17 protein-coding genes and 1 pseudogene are annotated in these 25,530 nt (G+C 59.3%); 8 read left to right on the top strand and 10 right to left on the bottom strand.

Annotation, left to right across the window (positions count from 1 at the left end; genetic code table 11):
* Window positions 1–4: 4 nt before the first annotated feature.
* The 3 genes from HCN50_RS07015 to HCN50_RS07005 form a co-directional block, all read right to left on the bottom strand.
* Window positions 5–1,369: a Y4yA family PLP-dependent enzyme gene (locus HCN50_RS07015; protein WP_171708890.1), complete on the bottom strand. Its 1,365-nt coding sequence runs from the start codon at window positions 1,367–1,369 to the stop codon at window positions 5–7.
* Window positions 1,366–1,797, bottom strand: a complete 432-nt coding sequence (locus HCN50_RS07010; protein WP_171709202.1) for a ParB N-terminal domain-containing protein — start codon at window positions 1,795–1,797, stop codon at window positions 1,366–1,368. Before HCN50_RS07010 ends, HCN50_RS07015 begins: the two co-directional genes overlap by 4 nt.
* A gap of 249 nt (window positions 1,798–2,046) precedes the next feature.
* Entirely contained in the window at window positions 2,047–4,329 is a 2,283-nt protein-coding gene (locus tag HCN50_RS07005) for a TonB-dependent receptor (RefSeq protein ID WP_171708889.1), read from the bottom strand.
* Window positions 4,330–5,706: 1,377 nt separating this feature from the next.
* Between HCN50_RS07005 and HCN50_RS07000 the strand changes: the two genes are divergently transcribed.
* Entirely contained in the window at window positions 5,707–6,000 is a 294-nt protein-coding gene (locus HCN50_RS07000; RefSeq protein ID WP_171708888.1) for a hypothetical protein, read from the top strand.
* 86 nt (window positions 6,001–6,086) lie between these two features.
* Here the strand turns inward: HCN50_RS07000 and HCN50_RS06995 are convergent.
* The 3 genes and pseudogenes from HCN50_RS06995 to HCN50_RS06985 all read right to left on the bottom strand — a co-directional run bounded on the left by HCN50_RS06995 (window position 6,087) and on the right by HCN50_RS06985 (window position 9,483).
* Window positions 6,087–7,432: pseudogene (locus HCN50_RS06995) on the bottom strand (IS5 family transposase).
* A 255-nt stretch (window positions 7,433–7,687) separates the two neighbouring features.
* Window positions 7,688–8,488: a class I SAM-dependent methyltransferase gene (locus HCN50_RS06990; protein WP_171708887.1), complete on the bottom strand. Its 801-nt coding sequence runs from the start codon at window positions 8,486–8,488 to the stop codon at window positions 7,688–7,690.
* 29 nt (window positions 8,489–8,517) lie between these two features.
* Window positions 8,518–9,483 (bottom strand): Bug family tripartite tricarboxylate transporter substrate binding protein, encoded by a 966-nt coding sequence (locus HCN50_RS06985; RefSeq protein WP_171708886.1) that lies wholly within the window; start codon window positions 9,481–9,483, stop codon window positions 8,518–8,520.
* A 131-nt stretch (window positions 9,484–9,614) separates the two neighbouring features.
* On the opposite strand from HCN50_RS06985, the gene HCN50_RS06980 reads away from it, so the two are divergent.
* Entirely contained in the window at window positions 9,615–10,592 is a 978-nt protein-coding gene (locus HCN50_RS06980) for a LysR family transcriptional regulator (RefSeq protein ID WP_171708885.1), read from the top strand.
* A gap of 193 nt (window positions 10,593–10,785) precedes the next feature.
* Here HCN50_RS06980 and HCN50_RS06975 read toward each other — a convergent pair whose 3' ends face one another.
* A complete protein-coding gene (locus tag HCN50_RS06975; RefSeq protein ID WP_235976808.1) occupies window positions 10,786–11,259 on the bottom strand; it encodes a cupin domain-containing protein in 474 nt (157 codons plus the stop codon).
* 2,247 nt (window positions 11,260–13,506) lie between these two features.
* Here HCN50_RS06975 and HCN50_RS06970 point away from each other — a divergent pair.
* Entirely contained in the window at window positions 13,507–14,433 is a 927-nt protein-coding gene (locus HCN50_RS06970; RefSeq protein ID WP_235976807.1) for an alpha/beta hydrolase, read from the top strand.
* A gap of 373 nt (window positions 14,434–14,806) precedes the next feature.
* The gene (locus HCN50_RS06965; protein ID WP_210264801.1) at window positions 14,807–16,576 is read left to right on the top strand and encodes an adenylate/guanylate cyclase domain-containing protein; all 1,770 of its coding nucleotides are present in this window, start codon (window positions 14,807–14,809) and stop codon (window positions 16,574–16,576) included.
* A gap of 102 nt (window positions 16,577–16,678) precedes the next feature.
* Here HCN50_RS06965 and HCN50_RS06960 read toward each other — a convergent pair whose 3' ends face one another.
* Window positions 16,679–18,103 (bottom strand): IS1182 family transposase, encoded by a 1,425-nt coding sequence (locus HCN50_RS06960; RefSeq protein ID WP_171708884.1) that lies wholly within the window; start codon window positions 18,101–18,103, stop codon window positions 16,679–16,681.
* A 247-nt stretch (window positions 18,104–18,350) separates the two neighbouring features.
* A complete protein-coding gene (locus HCN50_RS06955) occupies window positions 18,351–19,904 on the bottom strand; it encodes a winged helix-turn-helix domain-containing tetratricopeptide repeat protein (RefSeq protein ID WP_171708883.1) in 1,554 nt (517 codons plus the stop codon).
* Between the two features lie 149 nt (window positions 19,905–20,053).
* Between HCN50_RS06955 and HCN50_RS34195 the strand changes: the two genes are divergently transcribed.
* Window positions 20,054–20,293, top strand: a complete 240-nt coding sequence (locus HCN50_RS34195; protein ID WP_171708882.1) for a DUF1127 domain-containing protein — start codon at window positions 20,054–20,056, stop codon at window positions 20,291–20,293.
* Between the two features lie 612 nt (window positions 20,294–20,905).
* Here HCN50_RS34195 and HCN50_RS06945 read toward each other — a convergent pair.
* A complete protein-coding gene (locus tag HCN50_RS06945; protein WP_171708881.1) occupies window positions 20,906–21,703 on the bottom strand; it encodes an IclR family transcriptional regulator domain-containing protein in 798 nt (265 codons plus the stop codon).
* Window positions 21,704–21,857: 154 nt separating this feature from the next.
* Between HCN50_RS06945 and HCN50_RS06940 the strand changes: the two genes are divergently transcribed.
* The 3 genes from HCN50_RS06940 (at window position 21,858) to HCN50_RS06930 (ending at window position 25,018) form a co-directional block, all read left to right on the top strand.
* The gene (locus HCN50_RS06940) at window positions 21,858–22,844 is read left to right on the top strand and encodes a Bug family tripartite tricarboxylate transporter substrate binding protein (protein ID WP_171708880.1); all 987 of its coding nucleotides are present in this window, start codon (window positions 21,858–21,860) and stop codon (window positions 22,842–22,844) included.
* On the top strand, window positions 22,844–23,737 hold the full coding sequence (locus HCN50_RS06935; protein ID WP_171708879.1) for an MBL fold metallo-hydrolase: 894 nt from the start codon (window positions 22,844–22,846) through the stop codon (window positions 23,735–23,737). Before HCN50_RS06940 ends, HCN50_RS06935 begins: the two co-directional genes overlap by 1 nt.
* 132 nt (window positions 23,738–23,869) lie before the next feature.
* Window positions 23,870–25,018, top strand: a complete 1,149-nt coding sequence (locus tag HCN50_RS06930) for an IS110 family RNA-guided transposase (protein ID WP_235976806.1) — start codon at window positions 23,870–23,872, stop codon at window positions 25,016–25,018.
* Window positions 25,019–25,530 lie beyond the last annotated feature (512 nt).

The following is a 25,530-nucleotide window of genomic DNA, read 5'->3' as shown; positions in this document are numbered from 1 at the left end:
TCTCCTATGTGTCGGGAACGAGCGTTGGCTGTCCTTTTGCATCCTGAACCACGCAAAGGCGGCTCGGCATCGGGTGGCGATGGAATTCGTTTTCAAGGAGATCCATCTGGTAACCGCCGGTGTTGGCGTAAACCAGAAGGTCTCCCGCTCGCGGAGCGATCGGAAAGGTGAGCCATCGATTGCAAAGGACGTCCTCGTCCAGGCAGCTATGGCCCGCCAGATAAGCTCGGATCGGTTTTGCGGCGACCGGCGGCGATATGGCCGGAACCAGGATGGGATCGACCAGGAATTCGGAGCCAAACCAGGTTTCGCACGCGCTGAAGCTAGAGCCTTCGACGAAGACGACATGGGCATCAGGGCCAACGGCTTTCACGCGCAACACCCGGAAGACGGAAATCGCGGCCTGATCGGCCAGTGCTCGCCCGGGCTCCATCCCCAGCACCAGTCCCTCATGGACGAGATAGTTTGCGAAGCTGCGGCCATCGGCCATCGGCGCACGCAGCAGGCAGCGCAACCACTCGGCCGCGGAAAGCCCTCCCCCGTAGGGATAGAAGGAGGCCGGCACCTTCCCGGTGCGATAGTCCTCAGGCATCTGTGAGTCGAGATGCACCTGATAGGCGCGCTGATCGACATATTGGATCGGCAGCCCGCCGCCAATGTCGATCATGCATGGCGCAAAACCTTGTGCGCGGGATTCACTGATCAAGCCCGCGGCTTCTCCAACCGCTTGCGCGCGAGATTCCCAACTATAGCCACTCAGATGGAAGTGCAGGCCGTCAAAGCGCAACCTGCTTTCGCCAGCAATGCGCGACAGACAATGCCGGATGGCCGCCGCCGGCATACCGAAGCGACTGCGCGCCTGGTTGGTGGGGCGCAAACGCAGCAGCACGGCCTGAACCGGTCCGCCGCCTGCTGGCAGCAAGCGGATCAGATCCTCGAGCTCTTCCGGTGAATCCACCGATATCAGCGCATTGCAGTCGATGAGCTCGATGTGGAACGCCGCCGTCTTCGCCGGTCCTGTCGCCACAAGTTGCGTGCCGTCGGCGCCAAGCCGTCGGGCATCTCGCAACTCATAAAGGCTCGAGACGTCAATGCCGGCCCCAGCGCACAGAGCTGCGGCCAACAGCCCGGGCGACTTGTTGACCTTGGCTCCGTAGTAGAGCGCGTGCGCAACACCGCTCTCCCGCAAGACGCCTGTGAGTACCGCAAGATTCCTCTGCAGCTCATCGGGCCAGATCAGATTGACCGGAGACCCATGTCGGGCAACCCACTCGATCAGCAGCGGGCCCTTGCCAGCCACGAGCTCCGCCGTGCCTGGCCGCAGAATCGGTGAAAGGGCCGCGCCAGGCTTGTGGCAATGCATGGTCATGACCTCGCCCTCGCAGCAGAGGCTATGGCGCGTCCTGTCGGAGCAAGGTAGCGCAAGCTGTCCAACGGCAGATTGCAATTGGGCAGGCCTTGATCAAAAATATGCCGCGTCGTCTTGCAGGGAAATTTTCGACCACTGCGCGCCATCGCGAGGATGCACGCAGGCGTAATCGTCTGCCCCGGGCGCCAGCTCTCCACCCGCACGGTGGTGTAGTCCAGGAGAATTACCGGCACGACCGGCAGTTGCAGGCGGTGCGCAACGGTCAGCCGATGATGGCCGTCCATCACGAAGAGAGCGTCTTTCTCCACCGTGATCGGAACAGTCCAGCAGCCAGCGCAAAGGATTTGCGCGTGCAGCTCCGCTACCCTGTCGGGATCCACCTCTTCGGTCGGGATCAAGCATGTTGGCGAAAGAAGGCAAACTTGCATATCGAACAGCCTGATTTTTGTCAGCAGGAACGGTTCGTGAAGCGCCTTCAGGGTGGAACTGCTGCGTCGCTCCCGATCCACCAAGGAGAACAGAGCGTTTGCCGAAACGCGTGCTGCTGCAGAGTGAACGGCGCGGTCAGCGCCGCCGGCTGCGCGGCCAGCGCTCGAACAAATGCACCGACCATGCTTCCAGGAACCGAACTGTCACAAGCATTCATGACGCGTCTCACCGAACTGGAAGAGCAGCGGCTACATGTCGACGGTCATCGACAAGAGATATGTGCGCGGCGCCCCCAGGAAGAATGTTCCGAACGAGGCCACGCTGGACCAGTAATTCTCACCGGTCACATTCTGAATGTTGGCGCGGAAGACCGTCTTCCTGCCGTTGATCGCCGTGGTGTAGCGGGCGCCGAGATCGAGCCGGGTCCAATCCGGAATCGGCTGCTTGTTATCCGCATCGACGAACTGCCGGCCCGTGTAGATGACGGCTCCATTCAGCGTGAGCCCGCTTACCCATGGCAGATCCCACTCGGCGCCGATATTGGCCTGCACGTTCGGAACGCCGATAGGCGTATTACCCACGCGTGACGCGATGGCTGATTTCGTCAGGGTGCCATCCAGCAGTGAAACGCCTCCGAGGATGCGAACGTCGGGCCTGAGTTCGCCGAAGACGTTGAACTCGAGGCCACGGACCTGTGTTTCGGCGGTCGCACCGAAGCGTCCGCCCAACGTTTCGCCGCTCGGCTTGGATATCTCGAAGGCGCTGAAGGTGGTCGCGATCCGGCCGAAGTCCACCTTGATGCCGGCCTCGTACTGCTTGGCGATGTAGGGCGCGAGCACTTCGCCGACATTGGAAGTGCCCTGCGGCGCGACGTCGCCGCGGCTCAGACCTTCGACGTAGTTCGCGTACAGCGAGACGTTGTCCCACGGCCGGACGACGAGGCCGACAACGGGAGTGGTTGCGCTCTTGTCGTAGGAGTTCAGCAGGGTTCCGACATTGGAGACATAGTTGTTCGCCTCGACGCCCTGGCGCCGGACACCCAGCGTCAACAGGACACGCTCATCGAGCACGGACAAAGTGTCGGCAATCGAGAGCCCAGTGAGTTGACTGTCCGAGAGCCGGGGGCGCCCAGGGATCTCGTTTGCGAACTGAGTTGGCGCCACGGTCGGGCTATAGATGTTCGATGAGACCGGACTGCCATTGGTGAGCCGCCGGTACAGCGCGTCATGATAGACCGAAGCCTGGAAAGTGACGGCATGACGAACGAAGCCGGTATCGAAGCGGGCGCGGACGCCACCATCATACGTATGCCGATCGATGCTGAGCCCAAAGAATTGCGGCGTCGAGGTGGTGTTGCCGCTGGCGCTGGTAATCGTCGGAAGACCGAAGAACCGCTCGACATTGGTATGCGATCCGCCGACATCGGCGAACAGCGTCACCTGATCGGTGAGATCATACTCGTTGCGCCACAGGACGGATTGATCGTTGATGCGCGACCATTCCCATGGCTGCATCACATTGAGCCGTCCGTCCGGCGCCTTTGGCACTTGCAGCCCGGGGGCCATGAGGAACGGCCGTTGCGGCGCGGTAAACCGGTCGGTCTGCGCGAGGAGGTAGAGCCAGGACCGGTACCGTTCGCCCTGATAGTCGAGGGCCAGAGCCCCCACGCCTGTCGTCTCCGACTGGCGATCGATCGGCGTATCGCCGCCGCGCACGCTGCCGCTGGCGCGCACGCCCCATTCCCTGCCCTCGCCGTAGCGCCGCGCGACGTCCCAATGACCGCCGAACCGCGCGGTCGAACCGTAACTCGCGGTGAGGCGGGTCAAGTCCTCCCCTGCACGCTTGGGCACGACATTGATGACGCCGCCGACGCCGCCATTGGGCGCGATGCCCGACAGCGCGGCCGAGGGACCCTTGAGCACCTCGATGCGCTCGACGTAATCGGTGAAGATGCGGTAGCTCGGCGCGATCCCGTAAAGGCCCTCGAAGGCGAACTCGCCATTGTTGCCTTCGTTGATCGGGAAGCCGCGAATGTTGAAGGAATCAACGATGCCGCCCGTCGGATGGGAACTGCGCACGGAAGGATCCAGGATCAAGGCATCCGCACCGGTCGCGGCCTGCTGGTCCCGGATGAACTTGTCCGTGTAACCAGTCACATTGAACGGCGACTTCATTGAGTTGGCGTTGCCGAGCATTCCCAATCGCGCGCCTTGAGCGACCTGGCCACCCGCAAAGGCAGGCACGACACCCGGCGGCGACGGCGGCGGTTGGGCCGCGACAGTTTCGGCTGGCGGGGCAGCAGGCACCGTGGCGCGCCGCGAGGCCGATCGGACCCTGGCGTCACTTCGTTTGGTTGACGCGCGGCGGACCGACTGTTGCGCTGGAGCATCGACCGTAACAGGTGGAAGGGAGTTGCCGCCCGGCGATGTTTGGGATCTAGCGGGCGATTCGAGCAACGCCAGCAACGCCACTCCACCCAGCAGCTTCGTAGCAGAACGAGCCACCGTCCCAACCGCACCTGCACGTCGCATTTCCAGAACGTCCCTTAACAACAGCACGTCGCCCGACGTGACATGACTCTACGCCCGGCCCGGCAAGGACCACGGATCAACGATCCGCACTCCCGGTCCGAGTTCCACCGACACGTGTTGCCCTGTGAATCAGTTCTCCGCAGACCCGCATTTGCGGCTGATTGCCTGCGCCTTTGTCAGCAACCTCCGAGCGATAGCGATCTGCACCGCTTCTTAGAGAGACGCTTTGCCAATCGCAACGCAAATGCGCGCGCAGCAACTTAGAATGCTTCGATAATCGACAACTCGGCTCAAATGACGACGTGCTTAGAAAAATTCCAAACGTGCTTGGACGATTCCAAGTGCTCTTGAAACTTTCAGGAAAAATGGAGAGAGCAAGTGCGAGCTGATATCGCGACGGATGATGACGAGGGCTGAAGTCGCGCACTTCTGAAGCGGAGCCTTTCCGCCTCGTGACATTGCCAATGCGGCGGGTAGATTTTGTCGTCGGTCCAGTCCGCGCAAATTCGCATACGTCTTCACGGAGGATGGACAATTGCATCGATGAGACGTTATCGCTGGAGAGATTGATGGATCGCCACGAGTAACCGAGCCCTATTCCATGGGCGGTCATTGGAATGATCCGCGACCGCGGTTGGCAGTCGCTGATGACAAAATCGTAGTCACTGATCCGTCAAGAGGCGTCGTTGTCGATGCAACGAGCCTCACGAAAACAGCGTCAAGTGCGAATGAGTCGACAAGAGAGATGATCCGTTGCGGTCGAGATTGCACCTTCTGAAGATCGCCGGCCTCGGCATCATAACCATCTTGTCCAGTTCAGGCCCGGCTTTTGCGGCGGAGCAATCGCCGACCCAGCGCGCTTTATCTGAAAAAAGTGCGTGATGGTGCGGTCAGAAGTCGCTGCTACTTCGCCATCGATGCCACGCGGCCCAATTATGCAAGTGAAGGCACATTGGGGCGCCGGTTTTACATTATCTGCGAAGCCGACCGGCCGTTCCGGGCAATTTTGCGGGTCACGGCAGCGGTCACGATTTGAAAGGCATCGTGGATTTTGCAAATGGGAGGCGCTGCGCGAAGAACCTCGGCAATGCGATCGATTCCAATCTGACCGCCGGTAGTGCGTATGTGACGGTCGAGACGAAAACATCCTTCAAAGGATATTACCGGGTTTCGACAAGGCGAGACGCCGCTTTGGTATGCTCGTTCGTTCGCTATACTTACCTTTTTGTATTTCGCATTCATCCGCACTAAGGCGCCACGGAGCAGCGAACGAAGCATCGCAGACTTTCGCAAAATGATCACTTCACCCATCATATCGATGACCAATAAGTGACTTCGGACCTACCAACTGTGCGCGAGGGAGTAAGGGAGTAACCAATGATAACGGACCGAAACGCGCGGTCGGTTCGGATTGAATACGTTTTCGATCAAACCGGCAAAAAAACAGTCCTAGTTGTAGAAACAGATTTGCAACTTGATCCCGCTGAAATTGATTTTGCACCCGATCAGGTAGAGGCACTCTGCACAGAACTAGAACGGCACCGGGAGAGCATTGCGTATGTTGATGCCGTTCGCTTGGTGCGCAGGTGCAATGCACCGACAAACGAGCCCGTCGAGATGACGGGGACGTTCGGTGCCGCTCAAATGAAAATTCCCCTGAAACCGACCTAGTTTTGGCGCCCTAGGTCAGAATCTGTTTTGGGTCAAAACGCGAAAAGCTCAGCGTGAGCAAATCTAGTGCGCTAGGGTGTCGTCCGTTAAGAAGCCCGATTGAGCGTGGCTTGGCGGGCGAGGTCGGGCCATAGCGGGAACAGGAGTAAGCACAAGAGTTCTCTGAGCCAGGCGAGGATGCGGCGGAAGTTGTGGCCCACAGCTGAGAGGAGGACGTTGCAGCATCGCCGGCGCGGCCTTTTAGGTAGCAGCGGCCGAGGTGACCTTCGGCCTTCAGGTGTCCGATGATGGGCTCGATGGCGGAGCGGCGGCGCAGCTCGCGCTTGATGGCACCGAAGACGCCGCGTTTCTGGCCGGAGATATAGACGCGACGGGGATTTTGCGCGTCGTGGCCGCGGTATCCCCTGTCGACATAGGCCCGCTCGATCGCACAGCCGGTGAGGGTCTCGGTGCAGTCGATGACGTCCCGCAAGGTGTGGCCGTCGTACGGGTTATCGGGCAGCGCCCTGGCATGCAGCACGAACAGGCCGCCGGGAGCCCGGCGGTTGTTGGTGACGATGGAGGCCTTGACTCCGAACTCGTAAGGCGCGGCGGCCTTGCCCTTGCCAATGCACTCCACCTCCGGGGCATGGAAGGAATAAAGCTTCCAGCCGCGGTGGCGCTGCTGCTGCGAGCGGATCTGCGTGGCCCGGCCAAGCGGGAGGGCGAACGCCTCCTCCAGTGCTGGCTGGCCATCGATCTTGCGGCGGATATCGCGGATGATCCGGCCCAGCCGGGAGCGCAGGATGCGCAACTGCGCCGATGCCGCCTGAACTGTTTGGCATGGGCGTAGCGGCCCGCCATCATCGCGGCGACCTTGGCCACGCGGGAATAGGATTGCCGCAGCTTGAGGCCGTGCCTTCTCGCCAGGCGGTTGAGCCCCTTGATCGCCGCGTGCAGCAGCTTGGCATCGGTCGGAAAGGTGATGGCCCTCGGCTGCACCGTGGTGTCGACCGTGACCCGCTTGAGGTCCTGGCTGCGTAACGCGCCCGGCCTCGTGCGCCACCCGCAGGGTCTCGGCCAACAGCAGCTCCAGCTTGTCGCCGAGGCGCTTGCGCCAATGGCTCAGGTCCGAGCGCTCGTGCGGGAAGGCATGCTGGAAGAACTCTTCGCCAGTAAAGAACTGGAAATACGGGTCGTGGACCCAGCGCTCGCACACCGCCTCATCGGACAGCCCGTAAATGTGCTTGAGCAACAACAGCCCGATCATGAAGCGGGTCTCAATCCCCGGCCGGCCGTTCTCGCTATGGAGCGGTGCGATCTCGCCGTCGATCCAGTCCCAATCGACCTTCCCGGAAAGCAGAATCAGCTCGTGCTTCAGATTGATGATCTGGTCCAGCCGTGCCCGGAACAGATCGTTCGATCCCGTCGTCTTGTGCTTCTTCGGCCGCATGGTCCCCTCCGATGCACCACAGAATCATGATCCGCAGCGAAAGGGAATCCACAAACGAAATTGCAAGGTTTAGGGTCCTCAAGCTCCCAATCCCTGCAATCTCAAATGCCTCCGCATCCGAAAAACAGACTCTTGCTCAATCGCTTAGAGGCTTTTTCACGGACGACTAGGGTCCACTAAGCGGACCTCCATGGCAGGTCTCACCGCTTCTCTGATGGGCCAAGTGCGGAATTGAGAGGGCCCAAGACCAGTATGTCACCCCGGCACTTGTCCGCTGACTGCGTGCGCCCGCGCAGAGTACTCAACGGTGCCGTCGGCGAGAAGAACCTTAGCCCGAACAGCATCGATCAATCTCGTGCGCTCGCTCATCTCCAACTCGGCAATCTTCTTGGCAACGGGATTGAAGCTTGGGGTTTGCGTTGCCCAAAAATCATCAAAATTGGCGAACCGCATTGTCACGTCGATCGAGCTGGTTACGACCCCTTCCAATCCGGCACGCTCGAACAATGTCTTGAGCGCAGTGAGGCCGGTGTTTTCAGCGCCCGGCGTCGGGGCGACCGAAGCGCCGAGTTGGCGCAGTCCAAGGCGCAGCGGCCAGGACGGGGAACGTTCGGCAGCGAAATCCCAGACATAGCCGCCAACGGCCCCGCCTCTGCGCGCAACTCGTATCATTTCCGATAGGGCCCGGGCCGGATCCGGGATGAAGTTCAGAACAAGACCGGAGGCAACAATGTCGAACGTACAATCGGTAAAGGGCAGCACCCGGGCGTCTCCGACCTTGAAATGGGCTCGATCAGCCACACGGTCATTGCGCGCGTGATCGATCTGTGCCTGCTCTGGATCGATCGCAACGACCGACGCAGGCGAGCACGTATCGACGATCAATTTCGTGAAGCTGCCGGTGCCGCAACCAACGTCGAGCCAGCGCGCACCCGGAGGCGGCGCAATCCATTCGAGGAACACCTTACCCGCGGCACGACTCCACCGGCCCATGAAGCGCTCATAGCCGGCTCCATCGTCGAATCGATATGCAGCCTCTATCTCGGGTATGGTCAAACTTGCCTTCCGATCGCTGTCGTCGTTCCTTATTCAGCCTTGATGCCGATGGCTTTGACCAGCGTAGCATTGACCGCGATTTCCTTCCGGACATAGGCGTCGAACTCCGATGGCGTCATGGAGATCGGGTCGACTCCCAGTGCGGACAGCTTTGCGGCCACTTTTGAGCTCTGCAGCGCTGCGAGCGTCTCGGTGGACAATTTGTCAACGATGTCGCGCGGCGTATTCGCCGGCAGGAAAACGCCGATCCAGATCGGATATTCAGCATCGACAAAGCCGACTTCCAGCGTCGTTGGCACGTCTGGCAGCGCAGCCGATCGCTTGACACCATTCACTGCGAGCGCAGTGAGCTTGCCGTCCCGAACGAGCGGCAGCACAAGCCCGACCGGACCGAAAAAGAAGTCGACTCGACCGGCCATCACCTCAGACATGGCTTCCGCGCCGCCTCGGAACGGAATGTGCAATGCATCGACGCCCGCGCTGATACGGAACCGTTCGGCGCTAAGGTGGGTTGCGGTGCCAACACCCACCGACGAAAACGTCAAGGCGCCGGGCTTCGCTTTGGCGGCCGCCACGAGATCACCAGCTGTCTTGAAGCCCTTTTCCGGCGATACAACCAGCACGCCCGCCAAACTACCCAAGGAGATCACGGCAGCAAAATCGCGTGCCGGATCGTAGCTGAGGTTCGGATAAAGGGACGGTGCGATCGTGTGGGCGTTTGAGTTAACGAGCAGGGTGTAGCCGTCGGGATCAGCCTTGGCGACAAAACCGGCTCCGATCGTTCCTCCCGCGCCACTGCGGTTTTCGACGACGATCCCATGCCCGAGCTGAGAGGAGAGCTGCTCGAACACCACGCGCGGAATGATATCGGTCGTGCTGCCGGCACCGAAGGGGACAATGGCCCGCAATGGCTTGGTCGGCCAAGGCTGGGCATCGACAGCGGATACGAACGCCAAGCTCATTCCTGCAACGAGTACGGGCCAGATCGGCTTCATGCACCCCTCCGTAGGCGCGAGGATTAAGGGACGGCGTGACCGCGATCTGGTCACTGTGCCGAAAGACCTTGCCGGCCGTCCAATATTAGTTTCCACTAGCCATCTATGCCGAACCGGCATAAGCAGACGGAATGGATCTGCGACACGCACGAACCTTCGTAGTCGTCGCCGAGCTCGGCACCGTATCGAGAGCCGCGCTGCGGTTGCATATCGCCCAGCCCGCGCTCTCCCGGCAAATCACCGCCCTCGAACAGGAACTCGGCCTAAAGCTGTTTGACCGGGTCGGCCGCCGGCTGGTGTTGACCGGCGAAGGAGAACAGCTGCTCAGTGATTGCCGAGGTCTCCTGAACTACGCCAGTGCAATCGACGAGCGCGCCCAATTGCTCCAGCGCGGCGACACCGGCGTGCTCAAGGTTGGTGCCTCACCCCAGCACATCGAGAGTGTGCTATCGACGTTTCTGCATCTATATGCCCAGCGCTATCCGAACGTGCAAATCAAGCTGATCGAGGCTGCCGGCCTTGATACGATGAAAATGCTGGAGCGCGGCGAGATCCATCTCGGACAGAATCTCGCTTACATCGTCGACCCCAATGATCAACGGTTAGCCAGCCTGTCGCTGCAGCATGTTGATCTGCTCGCGGCATGCCATCCTTCGGTGATGCTAAGCGAGACGCGCACGATCGAGATCAGTAAACTTGCGCCCCATCCGTTGCTGCTTCTGGATTCGAGTTTCGTAGTCCGGAAATCCTTTGATGCTGCATGCCGCCTTGCCAATCTCAAACCAAACATATTCCTGGAAAGCCACACGCCACACACCTTGCTTGCGTTGGCCGAAGCCGGACACGGGGTCGCGATCATTCCGTCACAGTTGAGAATTCGGCACCACAAACTGCGGATCGTCAGCGTGACGTACCGGGGCAAACCACTACGTGAAGGAATGGTGATCGTATGGGACAGACGGCGTCCGCTTCCGGGATATGCCAAGGCCTATTGTGAGATGCTCGCAAACCATGTGCGGGAGATATTCCCGATTACGCGACCGTCCAATCCGCCTTCTGAAGCAAAGCATGTTCCAGTGTCACATAACACCAGGCGCAAGCCCCCCTGAAAATGATTGTCGGCGGAATGTCTGCCGTGGCTCAAATTCGGACGTATCTAGTCGTGTGAAATTCCATCCGCTTCTCCTCAAGGAGCTGACCTAGGCGCCGCTTCGCAGATGGACGGCTTAGGGCCAACAGGCGACATCGCGCCTGTGCCGGAATGAAGAAAGAGGCCGCCGATTGACTCGGCCTCTTAATCACTCATGCTTCGGCCGCTTCGTTTTTACTTCTTGCGCGGATCGTCGGCTCGATCGATGAACTCGATGCCCCCGGCCCAGTGAACACAATTTGGACGATCGTTTCTTCGTTTGTCGTCCAAACATAATGGGGGTGCTTCGCCGGCAGCGCGAAGACGGAGCCCGGCTTCAATGTCTCGCCTTTCGAGGGATCAAACTTTTCCCCCATGGCGTTCCCAAAGCTGCCACTCATCACGGTGACGACCTCGGAATAGGGATGAGTGTGCGGCGGAATTTTATAATTCGGCGGGAGTTTCACCCGCTGGACGATCGTCTCGGCTTTTGTTGGGTCGCCGATCAGGATGGCGGTTTGCGCGCCCCTGAAGACCGGATGCTCTTTCCACGTCAGCCCATCGGGCTTGACCACCTTCATCGCATCTTGAGCCATCGCAGAACTTGCCAACGCGATCAAAGTGGCGGCGACAAAGGACTTGTTCATCCTAACCTCCTCTCACATGTTGCGAAGAAGGCCCAATAGGATACAGCAAGAACTCAAACTGAGGCACTTAAATTCATTTTCGGGTCGCCTTGAACCGTCCATCGCAACCCGAGTCCGAATTGGGTCAATCGCGCCGGTTTAGGCTTCTGCCGGTCGCTTCCGATCCACCCTTAATTCCGGACATGCCGCTGCATCGCACCAAGTGAAGCGATGGGCCATATCCAGACATCAGCCGCGAGCCACTGACCTCACAAGCGCGACCTTCTCGACGCGATCAGCCTGTCAGAAGGTCAGTGCAATCTACTGACGCTCCAATTCGCATGCTGAGTTGGAGCAAGACAAGTCCGACGGCGAAGATGATCAGGATAGCTGTCAATAACTGCCAGGCCGAATTCGACGCGCTTTGTCGGCTCTCTCGGTGCTCTCCAGTCTATCGGCTGTCTCTTGGCTAGGCCCGAGGTGCGCTCTTTCTGGCGTGCGCACAGCCCGCCAGCCAAGCCCGCCATGCTTTGTCGATCGTGGGTTCGACATAGCCGTCGCCGAACTGCGACCAGCCTTCTTTTGTGATCGACTGCTGCTTCTCGATCCACCGCTCGAAGGCTTCGCGGTCTCGGAGCCGCATGCTGTTGTCAAAGTTTATTGGCATTGATCGGCATCGGGCGGCTCGTCGGATAGGCGAAGCCACCCGCGATAACGTGATGTGCGCGCATAACGGCTCCTTCGGTTGCGAATGCTCTGAATGCGGGTGCCAGCGGCATCCGCGATACAAATCCCTTTATCCTGCTGTTCTGGGAGCGGCCGCCCAACAGAGGCGGCCTTACTCTGGCTGGTCGATCCATGTTTGCTGGCCGCATTCGCATTTGTACATGCGTAGGCTGCCGCCGGTTCGGACATTCAGAATTTTGTGTACGAGTCGAGGCACGGCATTACATTGCCTGCACAGGGCTTCATGAGATTCTTTGCGGGGTTCGGCTTGTGCCTTGTTGAGGGCCATTGCTTCTCGCTCCGGCATTGGGCGGGAGCACAATAGCGTCTCTCTGCCACCGATGGATTACCAACTGGCCGCGCGGTGATTAGCGAACCTTAGACCTTTTGTCCGGTTCCCGACAGATCAAATTAGGCCATTGTTTATTACCGGATCAGGCCAGTACCCACCTTCGGACCTAGCGGCGTTTCCTGCCTGCCCCACCTCTATGTCGGCTACCTGAGGAGGACATGCCGTGAACCTTTGCCCAATTATGACGCTCCCAAATTCAAGTTACGAAACAGTACCGGCCGCGTAAAGGTTCTAAGATTGGCCATCCAGATGGTTTTCGACGCGGTCGGCAAGTGGCCAAAAGCAATTGCTTGACCATCATCAAGCGGCGGCAGGAACTCACATCCCGATCCAGCTACTTGTACGCGACCGAACCGCCCGACAGGCCCCTCAGTGAGCGGAATCTTACGATCACCGATCATGGTTGGGTACCCATTCCTCCGCGGTTGAGTCCCAACGGTGGGTGTCGTCGAATTGTTTCCAGAGTGGCCGCCTTAGTGTGCTTTCACCCTTCTGTCGTTTTGCATTAAGTGCGCTGAGTTGGACGACGAGCGCCCCAGCCATCATCACCCATTCGCGAGCGTTATATCGGGAGGTCCATTTGATTGTCGCGAGCATCGGATGCCTCCTTCAAAGCAAGAAGCCTTCTCCATCTTAGCCCAAGCCAAGAACACAGGGATGTAAAGTACTTCACAGTCAGCCACCATCTTCGATATAGCCGCGGGCAATCCTACGAGGGTATGCGTCTGGCGGAGACTCGGGGAAATCGAATTGCTAATATAGCAGATATGTGCGCCGATGTCCGGCTATGGCCATGTTCGAAATGCGTCATTAGATCACCTAGCGCTGTTTGCTGCCCGTCGAGGAAATGCCATCGCAAGATTTGGGCAGACATGCTGCCTTGTAACGGACCCAAACCTGACGGAGGGTTAATCGCTTCCGATATGATTTGACGGTCTGCGCGATATCGCGCGCCAGAGTGAAGGTAAATCGCCTGCATTTGGGGCCATATGGGCCGCGACTTCGCGAACGAACATCGACCGCCAAAATTCAAAACAGTGGGGGGCCTGCCACTTTTTTGGAGGCTCAGAACGATGTCTTACAGAGCACAAATCGTCACGTTGCTGACGGCCGCGGCTTTGGCCACGTTCGCAGCGCTCTCATCCGGCAGAGCGGCCGACCAGACTCCGAAACTCTTGACCGAGCACCTCATGATCGACGCAGTCGATCCGGGGATAAAGCTGTACGTCAGAAACAAGCGCCCGGAGGGCATGACGCAATTTACAGCACAGAAGACGTTGCTGTTTGTCCACGGTGCGACTTCGCCAAGCGAGGCGATATTCGATTATCCGCTTGAAGGACTATCCTGGATGGACTTCATCGCCCAGCGAGGCTGGGATGTCTATCTGGTCGACGTGCGCGGCTACGGTCGATCGACGCGGCCGCCCGAAATGGATCAGCCGGCCGCCAGCAATTCTCCCATCGTCACGACCGATGTCGCGATAAGGGATGTCCAATCCGCCATCGATTTCATCCTTCAGCGGCGAGGCGTCTCCAAGCTCAGTCTGCTCGGCTGGTCATGGGGGACCGTCATCATCAGCGCCTATACCGGCGACCACAATGACAAGGTTGATAACCTCGTGCTCTTTGCGCCTGTATGGCTGCAACCCCCTCCACAAACTGCGGCCCCGCCGCTGGGCGCTTATATTGCAGCCCCGCCCTTGCGGGCGCGCCTCCAGGCCGGTGCACCCGACGATCGAAAGAACGATTTGATGCCGCAATTCGAGACGTGGGCCGCGGCAGCAATAGCCACCGATCCGGTCGGGTCCAAGCAGGCGCCCCCAGTGCTGCGCAGTCCATCCGGCGTATTTCAGGACACCCGGAATTACTGGCAGGCGGGCAAGCCATATTATGATCCCGCGAACATCAAGGTCCCCACGCTGGTGATCGTCGCGGAATGGGATGCGCTTGCCCCTCCCGATTGCGCGCAAGCGGTTTTCCGCAAGCTGCCGAGCGGCCCCGACAAGCGATTTGTCATGCTTGGCGAGGGCACCCACATCGTCATGCTGGAGAAGAATCGGATTCAACTTTTTCATGAGGTGCAGCTCTTCCTTGATAGGGCGCGCCTGACAAACTGAAGCTCTTCGCCCTGTTCGCGGAGCAGTGTCGCATTTCGATCGCGACGGTTGCGGGCGTCGTTGGGGCACCGGCTACTTGGCGATGCGCCACTAACAAGCTGCGCAGACGAGAGTCCGATATGGGTCCAACAGCGCCATTCGATAGGTCGGCCAATCACTTCCGGTCCACCCCGATAAGCGGGCCATCTCACAGCCCGCCTGGACTTCGCAAAAGGGCCATAACCTAACCTGGGGTGATCCACCCTGACCTCACCCGCGGAGAAATGCCAGGCTTTCGCCAAATGTCAGCCCGATCACGTCCGAACCAATGGGCAAGCGCGGCTTACCCGGCGGGCCAGCTTCGGCTAGACTGGCCCGGTAGCGGGCCGGAAACATGAACGACCCTTCGATCACGAGGCGCTTGGCTGCGATCTTGGCGGCAGATGTTGTCGGCTACAGCCGCCTGATGTCAGCGGATGAAGAAGCGACGTTGCGAACTTTGGATGGGTATCGTCGCACGATCACCGATCTCATATCCGAACATGCGGGCAGGATTTTTGGGACCGCCGGCGACAGCGTGATTGCGGAGTTCAGCAGCGCGGTGCAGGCGGTGCGCGCCGCCGTGGCGATCCAGCGCTCTCTTGATCGCCACAATACCGATCTTCCTCGGGACCGCCGGATGGATTTTCGGATTGGTATCAATCTTGGCGACGTGATGGCTGACGGCAATAACCTGCTCGGCGATGGTGTAAATGTAGCTGCGCGGCTCGAAGGGGTTGCCGAACCAGGCGGAATTTGCATCTCAGGTGCGGTGCGTGAACAGATCGAGGGCAAGCTGAAATTTGCACTCACCCCACTGGGACAGCGCTCACTGAAGAATATTAGTCGTCCGGTCTCTGTTTACTCGGTGGATTGGCAACCGCAGCATCCGGTCACCACCGGCGTTCTGGGCGGTTCGCTCGCGCTTCCCGACAAGCCTTCCATAGCCGTACTTCCGTTCTCGAACATGAGCGGAGATCCAGAGCAGGAGTATTTCGCGGACGGCATCACAGAGGACATCATTACCGCTCTGTCGCATCACCGCTGGTTCTTCGTCATCGCCCGCAATTCTACATTTGTCTACAAGGGGCGAGCGGTTGACGTGAAACAAGTCGCTCGCGAACTTGGCGTACGATATGTCCTTGAGGGCAGTGTACGACGGGCGGGGCAACGCGTGCGGATTACGGGACAGCTAATCGAAGCAGAAACAGGAAACCACCTATGGGCCGAGAGATTCGACCGTGATTTGGCTGACATATTCGCTATTCAGGACGAGATCACGCAGAGCGTAGTCGGTGCAATCGAGCCTGAGATGCTGCTGATCGAAGGGAAACGAGCCTTTCGAAAAAATGTCGGCAATCTGGACGCCTTCGACTGCTGTATGCGCGCGATGTGGCACTTCTCGCAGCTCGCACCTGAAGAGCACGAACAGGCGGTAACTCTTATAAGACAGGCGCTAACGCTTGATCCGAACCTTGCCCAGGCGCACATGACACTTGCCCGGACACTGAATGCCCGCATTTGGTACGGTTGGAGCGGCGACCTCGTGCAAGATGTGTCAGATATCTATGCCGCGGCCGAGCGTTCAGTCTCGCTTGACGACCGCGATCCCTACTGCCACTACGCTTTTTGTTGGGCCAGCTTGTTACGGCAGAAGCACACCCAAGCGCTTGCCGAGGCGCAACGTTCAATTGATCTTAATCCAAACTTCGCATTGGGCTTTTTCTCCCTCGGCTTGGTTCGCGTCCATATTGGGCATTTCACCGAAGCTCTGGGCTCGTTATTTCGCAGCCTCCGCCTGAATCCGAACGATCCGCAGGCGGGAAGCTTTTTAAGCTTCGTTGCGCTGGCTCATTACCATCAGGAGAACTATGAGGAGGCGGTACATTACGGTGAACTAGCGATCCGCGCACGACGTCCTTATCTCGCCCTGAGAGCCCTCCTCGCGAGCCTAGGCCAACTTGGACGCGCCGAGGAAGCTCAGCCCTTGTTGCAGGAGTACATCGCCCGACAACCGAAGGACCCGCAACGGCATTTCGAAGTTACAACGCCCTACCTCGATTTGAGGTACCGCGAACACCTCGCCGATGGTTTACGTCGGGCGGGGGTGACGACCGTACTCTAAAGTGAGAACTCCATGATGGCGTGATGGCGTCAGCTTCGGGTCTTGGTCGTGTAAAAACACGGTTCCCTGGAAAGTCGGTGAAAAGCCGGGACCGGCTCGGTCTCAGGCCACGATCGCAGCCATCAGCTGCTTGCTCCCGACGATGTTCATGACTCGCGTCAGATTATAGGCGAGGACCGAGAGTGCCATCTCGGCGGCTACTTTTGGGAGCGTTTTGGTGAGGAAGTGTGTCGCTCCCATGCGAGCCTTCATCGTACCGAACGTATGCTCGACTATCTCGCGACGCTGGCGCATGGCTTGTGGGCTTGCATCAAGTCGCTGCTGCACGCCCTCGAGCAGATGCTGATGTTCCCATCGCGTAATCCGCCGCTCTGACCGGTCGTGCGAACAATTTTGACAGGCTGTGGTCCAGTAACGCCGCAGCATCTTGCCGTCTTCTTCGTTTGTGTAGCGATACGGCAATCGCTCCCCAGCTGGACAGCGATAGGCGTCCTCCCCTGGCAAATACGCAAAGTCCTGCTTACCGAAGCGCCCCTCGGATTTGGCGCCCGACGTCTGCGGCTTAGGCAGCGTTACCGTGATGCCGGCCTCGTGGCACGCGAGGATCTCCGGGCTGTTGAAGTAGCCGCGATCGGCTACAGCTTCGAGTGTCTCGGTCTTTACAACAGCCTTCGCCTGCTTGGCCATATTGGCGAGTTGTGCCCGATCTGAACCGCTGTTCGTCACCTCGTGCGTCACGATCAAATGATGTCCTGTGTCGACGGCGACCTGCACGTTGTAGCCGACAACGCCGGAGCCGCGGCCGCTCGTGGCTATCGAACGGCTGTCGGGATCAGTCAGGGAGATTTGCTGATCTGGCGAAGCAAGCATCTGCTTCTCGTAGACAGCAAGCTTGCCCATTTCTTCCTTCAGCTTCGTCAGCTTCTCGGTCAGCCTCGTCACCTTGGCGGCCAGCGCCTCCGTCGGCTCCTGCCGGTCGGCCGCGTCAAGTTGGCTCAGATAGCGCGCGACGCTCTCCTCCAGCTGGGCGCGCCGCCGCTCCACCTTCGCCCGTGTGAAGTTCTTGTCCCGGTTGTTCACCGCTTTGAACTTGCTGCCATCGATGGCGACGCTCGATGTCGCGAGGAGACCCACTTCACGGCAGAGTTCGACGAAGCGTGCACATACCTTGCGGAGCGCCAGGCCGTTGTCTTTGCGGAAGTCCGCGATCGTCTTGTGATCGGGAGTGAGCCGGCCCAGCAGCCACATGGCCTCGACGTTGCGTCCGGCCTCTCGTTCGAGCCGTCGGCTCGACTGCACCCGGTTCAGATAGCCGTAGATGTAAAGCTTCAGGAGAACCGAGGGATGGTATGACGGCCGACCGGTCGCCGCCGGCTCCAGCCCCTCGAAGCTTAACTCGGCCAAATCGAGCGCATCGACGAACACGTCGATCACCCGAACAGGGTTGCTCTCGTCAATGAAATCATCGAGGCATTCGGGCAATAACGTCGACTGCCCACGATCCGCCTCCGCAACGAAGCGCTTCATTCCAGCCCCCCGCAAATCGTGCGGGAAGCATATCGCGCGAATCACATCAAGCGCAGCGTTTTCACACAGCCAGGGTCATTCTCGACTGAGCCAACCGGCGCTGCCTGCCATCTGACGTCCGCTCCGCTCCGAAAGCGACCGAAGCGTTGCATGGACGCGAAATGACGCGATGGGCCAACAGCCGACTCATACGCCGCGGCAAATCGCGCCCCTATAGATCAGCCTGTCGATGCGGACGAGCACAGATTCATTCGGTCAATCCCGCTTTCCGAAAACCCTCAATCATCAGCTTCGCATTCTTTGATAGCCAACTCCGAGCGATCCACGCCGATATTGTGAAAGTGGGGTCGATCTCAAGCATACGAGCCGCCGCCTCACGGGCCTCAGCGTCGCGTCCGAGATGGGCGAAAGCGGACGCGAGGCAGCGGTATGGTCCTGGATAGGAAGGGTTCTGACGCAGGGCTTTCTTCCCTGCAACGATGGCCTCATCAAAGCGACGAAGCTCAATAAGGGCAAATCCCATCCCGGTTAAGGCTGAGTATTGATGCGGGTCTAACGGGCTCATTCGCATGGCACGTTCAAAGCTCCGGATCGCTTCCTCCGACTGCCCCGCAATCTTATAGACCCAGCCTCTGCGGCTCCATGCGTAATTTGAATTTGGGTTGAGCGCGACCGCCCGATCGGCCATATCGATCTCAGCCTCACAATCGCCGACTAACATAGCCGAGATTAATGCAGCAGTTGCTAACGTGTCTGGATCATGATCGTCGAGGCTCAATGCCAAGCGCATAAGCCGAGCGGCTTCCTTGCGTTCGAATTGTGGGTCGATCGCATAGCTCCTAATCACGTTTTCCATATGACAGGCACCTGCCAAAGCTGCCGCAGCAGCAAACCCAGGGTCAAGCTCCAAGGCGCGCTGGACCACTCGGAGTGCCTCGGCCAAGCTTTCGCGGGTCGATCGGACGGCTTGCTGTATAGCCCGGAGATAAAGATCATACGCGGTGAGGTCTTCCGGTCGCCGCCGCGTCGTCAGTGCAATTTCTGATTGAAATAACTTTGGCTGAATAGCTGATATAACGGCGAGCGTGACTTCGTCCTGCAGCGCGAAAATATCTGTCATGTCACGCTCGAACTTGTCCGCCCAAATGTGTGCGTCCGTAGCCGCTTCAATCAACTGGCCCGTGATGCGAACTTTGCCCGACGCTTTGCGCACCGCCCCCTGAAGGACATAGCGCACGCCAAGCCTGCGCCCGACTTCCTTGATGTCGACGGCTTTGCCCTTGAAGGTGAAACTCGAATTTCGAGCGATCACGAACAACCAACCGAACCGCGAAAGCGCGGTAGTGATCTCCTCAACCATCCCATCCGCGAAGTACTCCTGCTCGGGATCGCCAGACATGTTCGCGAACGGCAGCACGGCGATGGAGGGCTTGTCGGGAACTGCAGGAGCGCTCTCGGGCGCATCGCCCGGATTTGGGCCTGCAACTTCTCGCGCTTCCCGCACCTGTCCGACGAAGCGGAAGCCCTTGCGCGGTAGTGTTTTGATGAAGCGCTGTTCCTCGCCGGAATCGCCGATTGCACCCCGGGCGGCATTCAGACGCGTTGTCACCGCCGCGTCAGATACGCTGCGCCCATTCCAAATGGCTTTGATGAGGTCGTCCTTGCTGACAACCCGATCCTTGTTGCGGATCAGGTAATCGAGCAGGTCAAACACCTGCGGTGTGATCGACACCGCATCGGTCCCCCGATGCAGCTCGCGCCGGTCGGTGTCGAATGTGTAATCCTCGAAAAGATAGCGCAAGCTACCAGTCCTTCTCGGGGCGCCTCTGTAGTACCCCTAGCACGCGAAGAATAAGCCACCGGTAAGGGAAATGTAAGCCACCAGTTAAGCGCGCGGGCCCATCTTGCGGCAACTTCGCCTAGTGAACAGTCCAGACAGGACACACCGCAATGAACACGATCCATGGGACCACCGAGCCGGGACCGGCAACCGCAAGGCGACAGGTCTACAGTCCCCTCGAAACATATTGGAATGCATTTCAGGAGTGGCGCAAACGCCAGAGGTTACGAGCCAACTTGTCCGACCTAAGTGACAGGGAGCTAATGGATATCGGTACTACGCGCAGCGAAATCGACTACGTCGCCTTGCACCGAAGTAGCGAACCGCGAGGCATCCGATCCGTCGAATGAATGTGGATACCTGGCAGCGCTGGACGGTCGGAATTGGCACGACCAGACCAGACGCCTCGTGGCGCAGATGCCGACTTCCGGCATGGGTCACAACTGACGTCCTGTCCGCTAACTGCGGCCAGGCAAACCTTCGTTGAGTCCGCCATGTGAACTAGTTCACAGTAGTACATCCGTGGGCTAGGCTAACCTCGGGTCTAAACTGAAAATGAAATCCGCCAAAGCGCACGGCAACCCTCCTGCTTAGGGAGAGCTCAATGAGTGACGAACGTTGGCCGTACCTCGCTTCCATCGCATCAATCATCTTAGTGATATCCGTCGTCTATGTCGTTGAGCGCGAGTGCCAAAGAAAGCTTGCATTTCAACGTTCGTTTCCATCCGCTTTATCCGAGCTAATTGTGGGAAGTGAACCGATTAAGTGTTGGTTCAGTAATTAATTAACGTTGCCGTGTGGGTGCCGACTTCCGTTCTGGGGTCAAAACGCGAAGTCGCGGCAGGTATGGGCCGCTTCCGATCTGCCCCCGATACCTGACATTCCATGGCGCATTCGGCATGTCTCAGAAGGTCCATGATCGGAACAGCGGAGGGTCTGCGCCTCAGGAACTTATCCCTCGGTCAATGTCGCCTTTTGCGCAAACTAGTGACGATTTCCGCAGCTGCGGCTTGAAGCTCCGACAAGTAGCGCGCGGCGAATGCCTCAACCGTAGACGCCGTGCGAAGCCAGAGCATGTTGATGGCCCCGATCACCCGCCGGCCATCGCGCAGCGGAACCGCAATTGAGAGCAGGCCATCCGCATGCGGAGGGCCACCATAATAACCGCCCACATGCGCGGCGTCTCGCGTCGCATAGCCCAGTGCTCGCACCTCGGCCAGGATCGCGTTCAGACGCTCAGGTTCGCGTGCCAGCCTATCCTCCGGCTTGGTCGAATGAACCAACAGCCCAATGATGCGCTGACGCTCGCTGGCGGGACAGTAAGCCAGATAAGCTCTTCCCACCGCGGACCGCAGCCAATTGATCGGCAAACCTATCCGTTCCTGCTGCAGGAGAATCGGACTCCGTGTCCGGTTGGTTTCCCTGATTTCCATGTGATCGCCAGCCGGTACCATCAGATCGGATGGCCAGGATACCCGCGCACATAGCCGCTCCAGGACCGGCGCGGCGGCCTCAGCGATGCGATCACCGTGCTCCCGGCGGGAAGGCGCGTGCGAAAGTGTAGCACCGATCCTGTAGCATCCATCCCCAAGCCGCCTTGTCACGAGCCCCGCCCGCGCGAGCGTATGAAGAACTCGCAGCAAGCTAGGCTTCGAAATAGCCGTCAGCATATGCAGTTCGTGCAGCGAAGAGTCCGGCTGCATTTGCAGGGCCTGAAGCACCCTTAGCCCCCGCTCCAGAGCCTTGATGACCTGCGTCAATTCATTCGCTCCAGCATTCCGCAATCCGGAACCTAGCATTCCACAATGCGGAATGCACGTCGATTATTCTGGCAGTTACAATGATTGACTCAGAAGATGGCGACACATCAGCCGCGCTTTTGAAGCTGAGGGTCAGATTTCATGGAGAACTTTCATGTATAGGCAGAATATTGGCCACATAAGCCGCCACCTTGGCTTGATGATCGCGTTAATGACCCCTGGATTTTCTGCCCACGCGGAGACCGTGTTCCCGACGGGTACCATCCGCTTCGTAGCCCCCAACACCGGAGGTACGCCACCCGACATCATCAGCCGGATCATTGCGAAGGAGCTATCCGAAAGCGAGCAATGGCGCGTGATCGTGGAGAACCGGCCCGGTGGAATCACGACGATTGCCGCCAACGACGTGCTCACGCATCCAGCCGACGGGCACAGCTTGTTCAGCATGTCGGTCCCGTCCGTTGCCGCGCCCGCACTGGTGCCAGGCATTTCCTACGGCTTCGAAAACGATTTCGAACCGGTCATCAAGGCGTCGGTCTCTTATAATGTGCTGGTGGTCAATCCATCGGTACCCGCCGCCTCGGTTGCTGAACTTGTCGCGCTTCTCAAGAGCCAGCCGGACAAGCTAACCTTTTCATCCGGCGGATTTGGCACGCCGGCCCACCTGATTGGCGAACAGTTCAAACTGCAGACGGGCACGCGGGCGCAACATGTTCCTTACGCGCAATTTCCGCAGGCCATCGGCGACCTCCTCAATGGCACGAACGCATTCATGTTTGTAACGATGTTGCCGGTCGTCGATCTGATCAAGACGGGCAAGCTGCGTGCGCTTGCTGTCACAGGTCCAAAGCGTGTGGCGGCGCTTCCAGATGTTCCAACGATCGTCGAAGCCGGCTACCCGTCGCTTGTGGTGGAGGACTGGGTGGGATTCGAGGCCCGGCGCGGCGTATCGAAGGACACCATCGCGCGACTCAATGAGGCCATCAACAGAGCGCTACAAAAGCCGTCCGTGCGCGAGGCATTCGCCAAGCTTGGTGCGGAGCCGGTCGGCGGCCCGCCCGACGCGTTTGGCGAATTGGTCAAATCACAGGTTCAGCATTGGAAGAAGGTGGTCGCCGACGCCGGGATCAAAGTGCAGTGATGACCTCGCTTTTCCGCGTCACATTACTCGGGACCGGGGTTCCGATCCCCCGACCCGAGCGCTTCGGCCCCAGTACGCTGATCGAAGCGGGCGACCAAAGAGTCCTCATCGATGCGGGCCGTGGCGCGACAATTCGATTATTCCAGCTCGGCGTTCCCATGGGTCGAATTGATGCCCTGCTGCTGACCCACTTCCATTCCGACCATACGGTCGGAATTCCTGACCTCTGGTTGACCGGTTGGCTAAGCTCGTATTTTGCGGCTCGCAAACGGCCCTTCCACGTCATTGGTCCGATTGGCACCCAAACCCTGATGCGGCATCTCGAAGCCGCCTACGCCCGCGACATCGAAATTCGCATCGCGGATGAGAAGCTCGCCAGAGAACACGCCGCAATCACCGTCAAGGAATTCGCTGGTGATGGCCCCGTTTATGAAAGCGGCGACCTCCGCATCATTGCGTTCACGGTAGATCACGGCGACGCCATCAAGCCCGCCTACGGCTACCGGATCGAATATCAAGACCGCCTGGCGGTCGTGTCCGGCGACACCCGATATAACGAGAACGTGGTTCGCTACGGCGAGGGAGCCGATCTGCTGATTCATGAAGTGGCGATGGCACGACTGGAACTGCTCAAGGAGCCCCACATCCGGCGCATCGTGGACCATCATACGTCGCCGCAAGAAGCCGGACGGGTATTCGCCCGCACACGACCGAAGCTGGCCGTATTCACTCACCTGGTTATGTTGGCGAGCGAGACCGTCAGCCCGCCATCCGTCGAAGAATTGGTCGCGGCGACCAGAGAGACCTATGCTGGGCCATTGGAGGTTGGGGAAGACCTGATGACTCTCGAAATTGGCGACGAAATATTTGTGAAGCGCTTGCTTGGAGTTTAGCAGGCCGATGCGGGCTCAAACGAAGCGCGCTAAATCATCCATTCCGAGTCCGCTAATGGGATGGTCCGGCCGTGCTCCGGCCCTGCCAGCACGAGAAGCTGGCAAGGGGCGCCTCAAGACAAGGAGCACGCCATGTCTCAGAAACTCAACGCAGCGATCGCCGTAATCGGCATCGATATCGGCAAGAACTCGTTCCACATCGTGGGTCATGATCACCGCGGTGCCATCGTGCTGCGGCAGAAGTGGTCACGCGGCCAGGTGGAAACGCGGCTCGCCAACCTGCCGCCGTGCTTGATCGGTATGGAGGCCTGCGTCGGCGCCCATCATCTCAGCCGCAAACTTCAAATGCTTGGCCACGACGCCCGCCTGATGCCGGCGAAATACGTGCGCCCGTACTCGAAGGGACAGAAAAATGACTTCCGGGATGCGGAAGCCATCGCCGAGGCTGTCCAACGCCCGACCATGAAGTTCGTCGCGACCAAGACCGCCGATCAGCTTGACCTTCAGGCACGCACCGCGTCCGCGATCGATTGGTTGGTCAGCGTACCGGCGTCATCAATCAGATCCGTGCGTTCCTGCTGGAGCGGGGCATCGCCGTGCGGCGGCCTGCGTTCCCTGCGGTTCGAGTTGCCGGATATCTTGGCAACACGCACCGATGTGCTCTCGCCCCGCATGTTGCGCATCATCGAGGGTCTGGCGGAAGACTGGCGCCGGCTGGATGAACGGATCGAGGGGCTATCTAGCGAGATCGAAACGCTGGCCCTTCAAGATAAGGCTTGCGAGCGACTGATGACGGTGCCCGGCATTGGCCCGATCATCTCGAGCGCAATGGTGGCTGCGATTGGCACTGGAGACGTGTTCTCGAAAGGCCGCGACTTCGGCGCCTGGCTTGGACTTGTACCGAAGCAGATATCGACCGGCGATCGCACGATCCTCGGCAGCATATCAAGGCGCGGCAATCGCTACCTGCGCGCGCTGTTCGTGCAAGCTGCGTGGGTCGTTCTGGTCAAGGTCAGGTGTTGGGAGCGCTATGGCCTCAAATCTTGGATCAAGCCGCCAAGAAACGATTGCACCACAACGTGCTGGCGATTGCGCTCGCCAACAAGCTCGCCCGGATCGCCTGGGCGGTCCTCAACAAGGGACGCGCCTTCGCGTGCGTCAAGACGGAGGAGACGGCGTCCCGACCTGCTTGATCCTCGCGCTGTGCTCGGGGCCGTCAAGGCGCGGCCTGGCAGCAGGAGAGCAAGCAAGACGTCAGGACAGCACGACGGCCGGCCTTGACGACCCCTGCGCGCGGCGCGTCTGCGCGCGCAGGCCGGGACGAAGGAACGACCGCCAGGCACGAACAAAGGAACAGCGCTAAGTGAGGAGCCATCGATGACGTAAAAACACCCTTACCCGCCGAGGTCTGCGAGAGGATGAGACGACGATGGAGGATCGGTCTTCCCGGCGCATGCGAACACTGGTGACCCGAATGGCCCGTACGAGGCCTGTCCGCTAATCAGCTCGAATGCGCGCTGATATCCATGATGGCCCGGAGCACAACACGCTCCAATCAGAGGCCGGATACATTGATGCAAGACCGTATCTACCGGATCGTCGAAATCTTCTTGCACCGCACGGCCGGACCATACATTCGGGTCACAAGCGGCGGTCGAAGGATCGCTGATGCGAAGTCCGAACTGCCCTCAACACCAGACCAGCTGCAGGCGACGAAGTTGGTCGCCTGAGGGGCCAACAGGCGACACTCAAACTCGATAGAGACCCGCGACTGGCGTAGTGCCGATTTTAAC

It is taken from the genome of Bradyrhizobium archetypum (assembly GCF_013114835.1).
GTDB lineage: Bacteria > Pseudomonadota > Alphaproteobacteria > Rhizobiales > Xanthobacteraceae > Bradyrhizobium > Bradyrhizobium archetypum.
This window is presented reverse-complemented; position numbering and strand designations above follow the sequence as displayed.

Excerpts from the sequence above, each read along its gene's own strand:
- HCN50_RS06980 (WP_171708885.1), top strand. The coding sequence starts at position 9,615 with ATGGATCTGCGACACGCACGAACCTTCGTAGTCGTCGCCGAGCTCGGC.
- HCN50_RS07005 (WP_171708889.1), bottom strand. The coding sequence starts at position 4,329 with ATGCGACGTGCAGGTGCGGTTGGGACGGTGGCTCGTTCTGCTACGAAG.
- HCN50_RS06930 (WP_235976806.1), top strand. The coding sequence starts at position 23,870 with ATGTCTCAGAAACTCAACGCAGCGATCGCCGTAATCGGCATCGATATC.
- HCN50_RS07010 (WP_171709202.1), bottom strand. The coding sequence starts at position 1,797 with ATGCAAGTTTGCCTTCTTTCGCCAACATGCTTGATCCCGACCGAAGAG.
- HCN50_RS06935 (WP_171708879.1), top strand. The coding sequence starts at position 22,844 with ATGACCTCGCTTTTCCGCGTCACATTACTCGGGACCGGGGTTCCGATC.
- HCN50_RS34195 (WP_171708882.1), top strand. The coding sequence starts at position 20,054 with ATGAACACGATCCATGGGACCACCGAGCCGGGACCGGCAACCGCAAGG.
- HCN50_RS06975 (WP_235976808.1), bottom strand. The coding sequence starts at position 11,259 with ATGAACAAGTCCTTTGTCGCCGCCACTTTGATCGCGTTGGCAAGTTCT.
- HCN50_RS06960 (WP_171708884.1), bottom strand. The coding sequence starts at position 18,103 with ATGAAGCGCTTCGTTGCGGAGGCGGATCGTGGGCAGTCGACGTTATTG.
- HCN50_RS07015 (WP_171708890.1), bottom strand. The coding sequence starts at position 1,369 with ATGACCATGCATTGCCACAAGCCTGGCGCGGCCCTTTCACCGATTCTG.
- HCN50_RS06965 (WP_210264801.1), top strand. The coding sequence starts at position 14,807 with ATGAACGACCCTTCGATCACGAGGCGCTTGGCTGCGATCTTGGCGGCA.
- HCN50_RS07000 (WP_171708888.1), top strand. The coding sequence starts at position 5,707 with ATGATAACGGACCGAAACGCGCGGTCGGTTCGGATTGAATACGTTTTC.
- HCN50_RS06970 (WP_235976807.1), top strand. The coding sequence starts at position 13,507 with ATGATCGACGCAGTCGATCCGGGGATAAAGCTGTACGTCAGAAACAAG.
- HCN50_RS06940 (WP_171708880.1), top strand. The coding sequence starts at position 21,858 with ATGTATAGGCAGAATATTGGCCACATAAGCCGCCACCTTGGCTTGATG.
- HCN50_RS06985 (WP_171708886.1), bottom strand. The coding sequence starts at position 9,483 with ATGAAGCCGATCTGGCCCGTACTCGTTGCAGGAATGAGCTTGGCGTTC.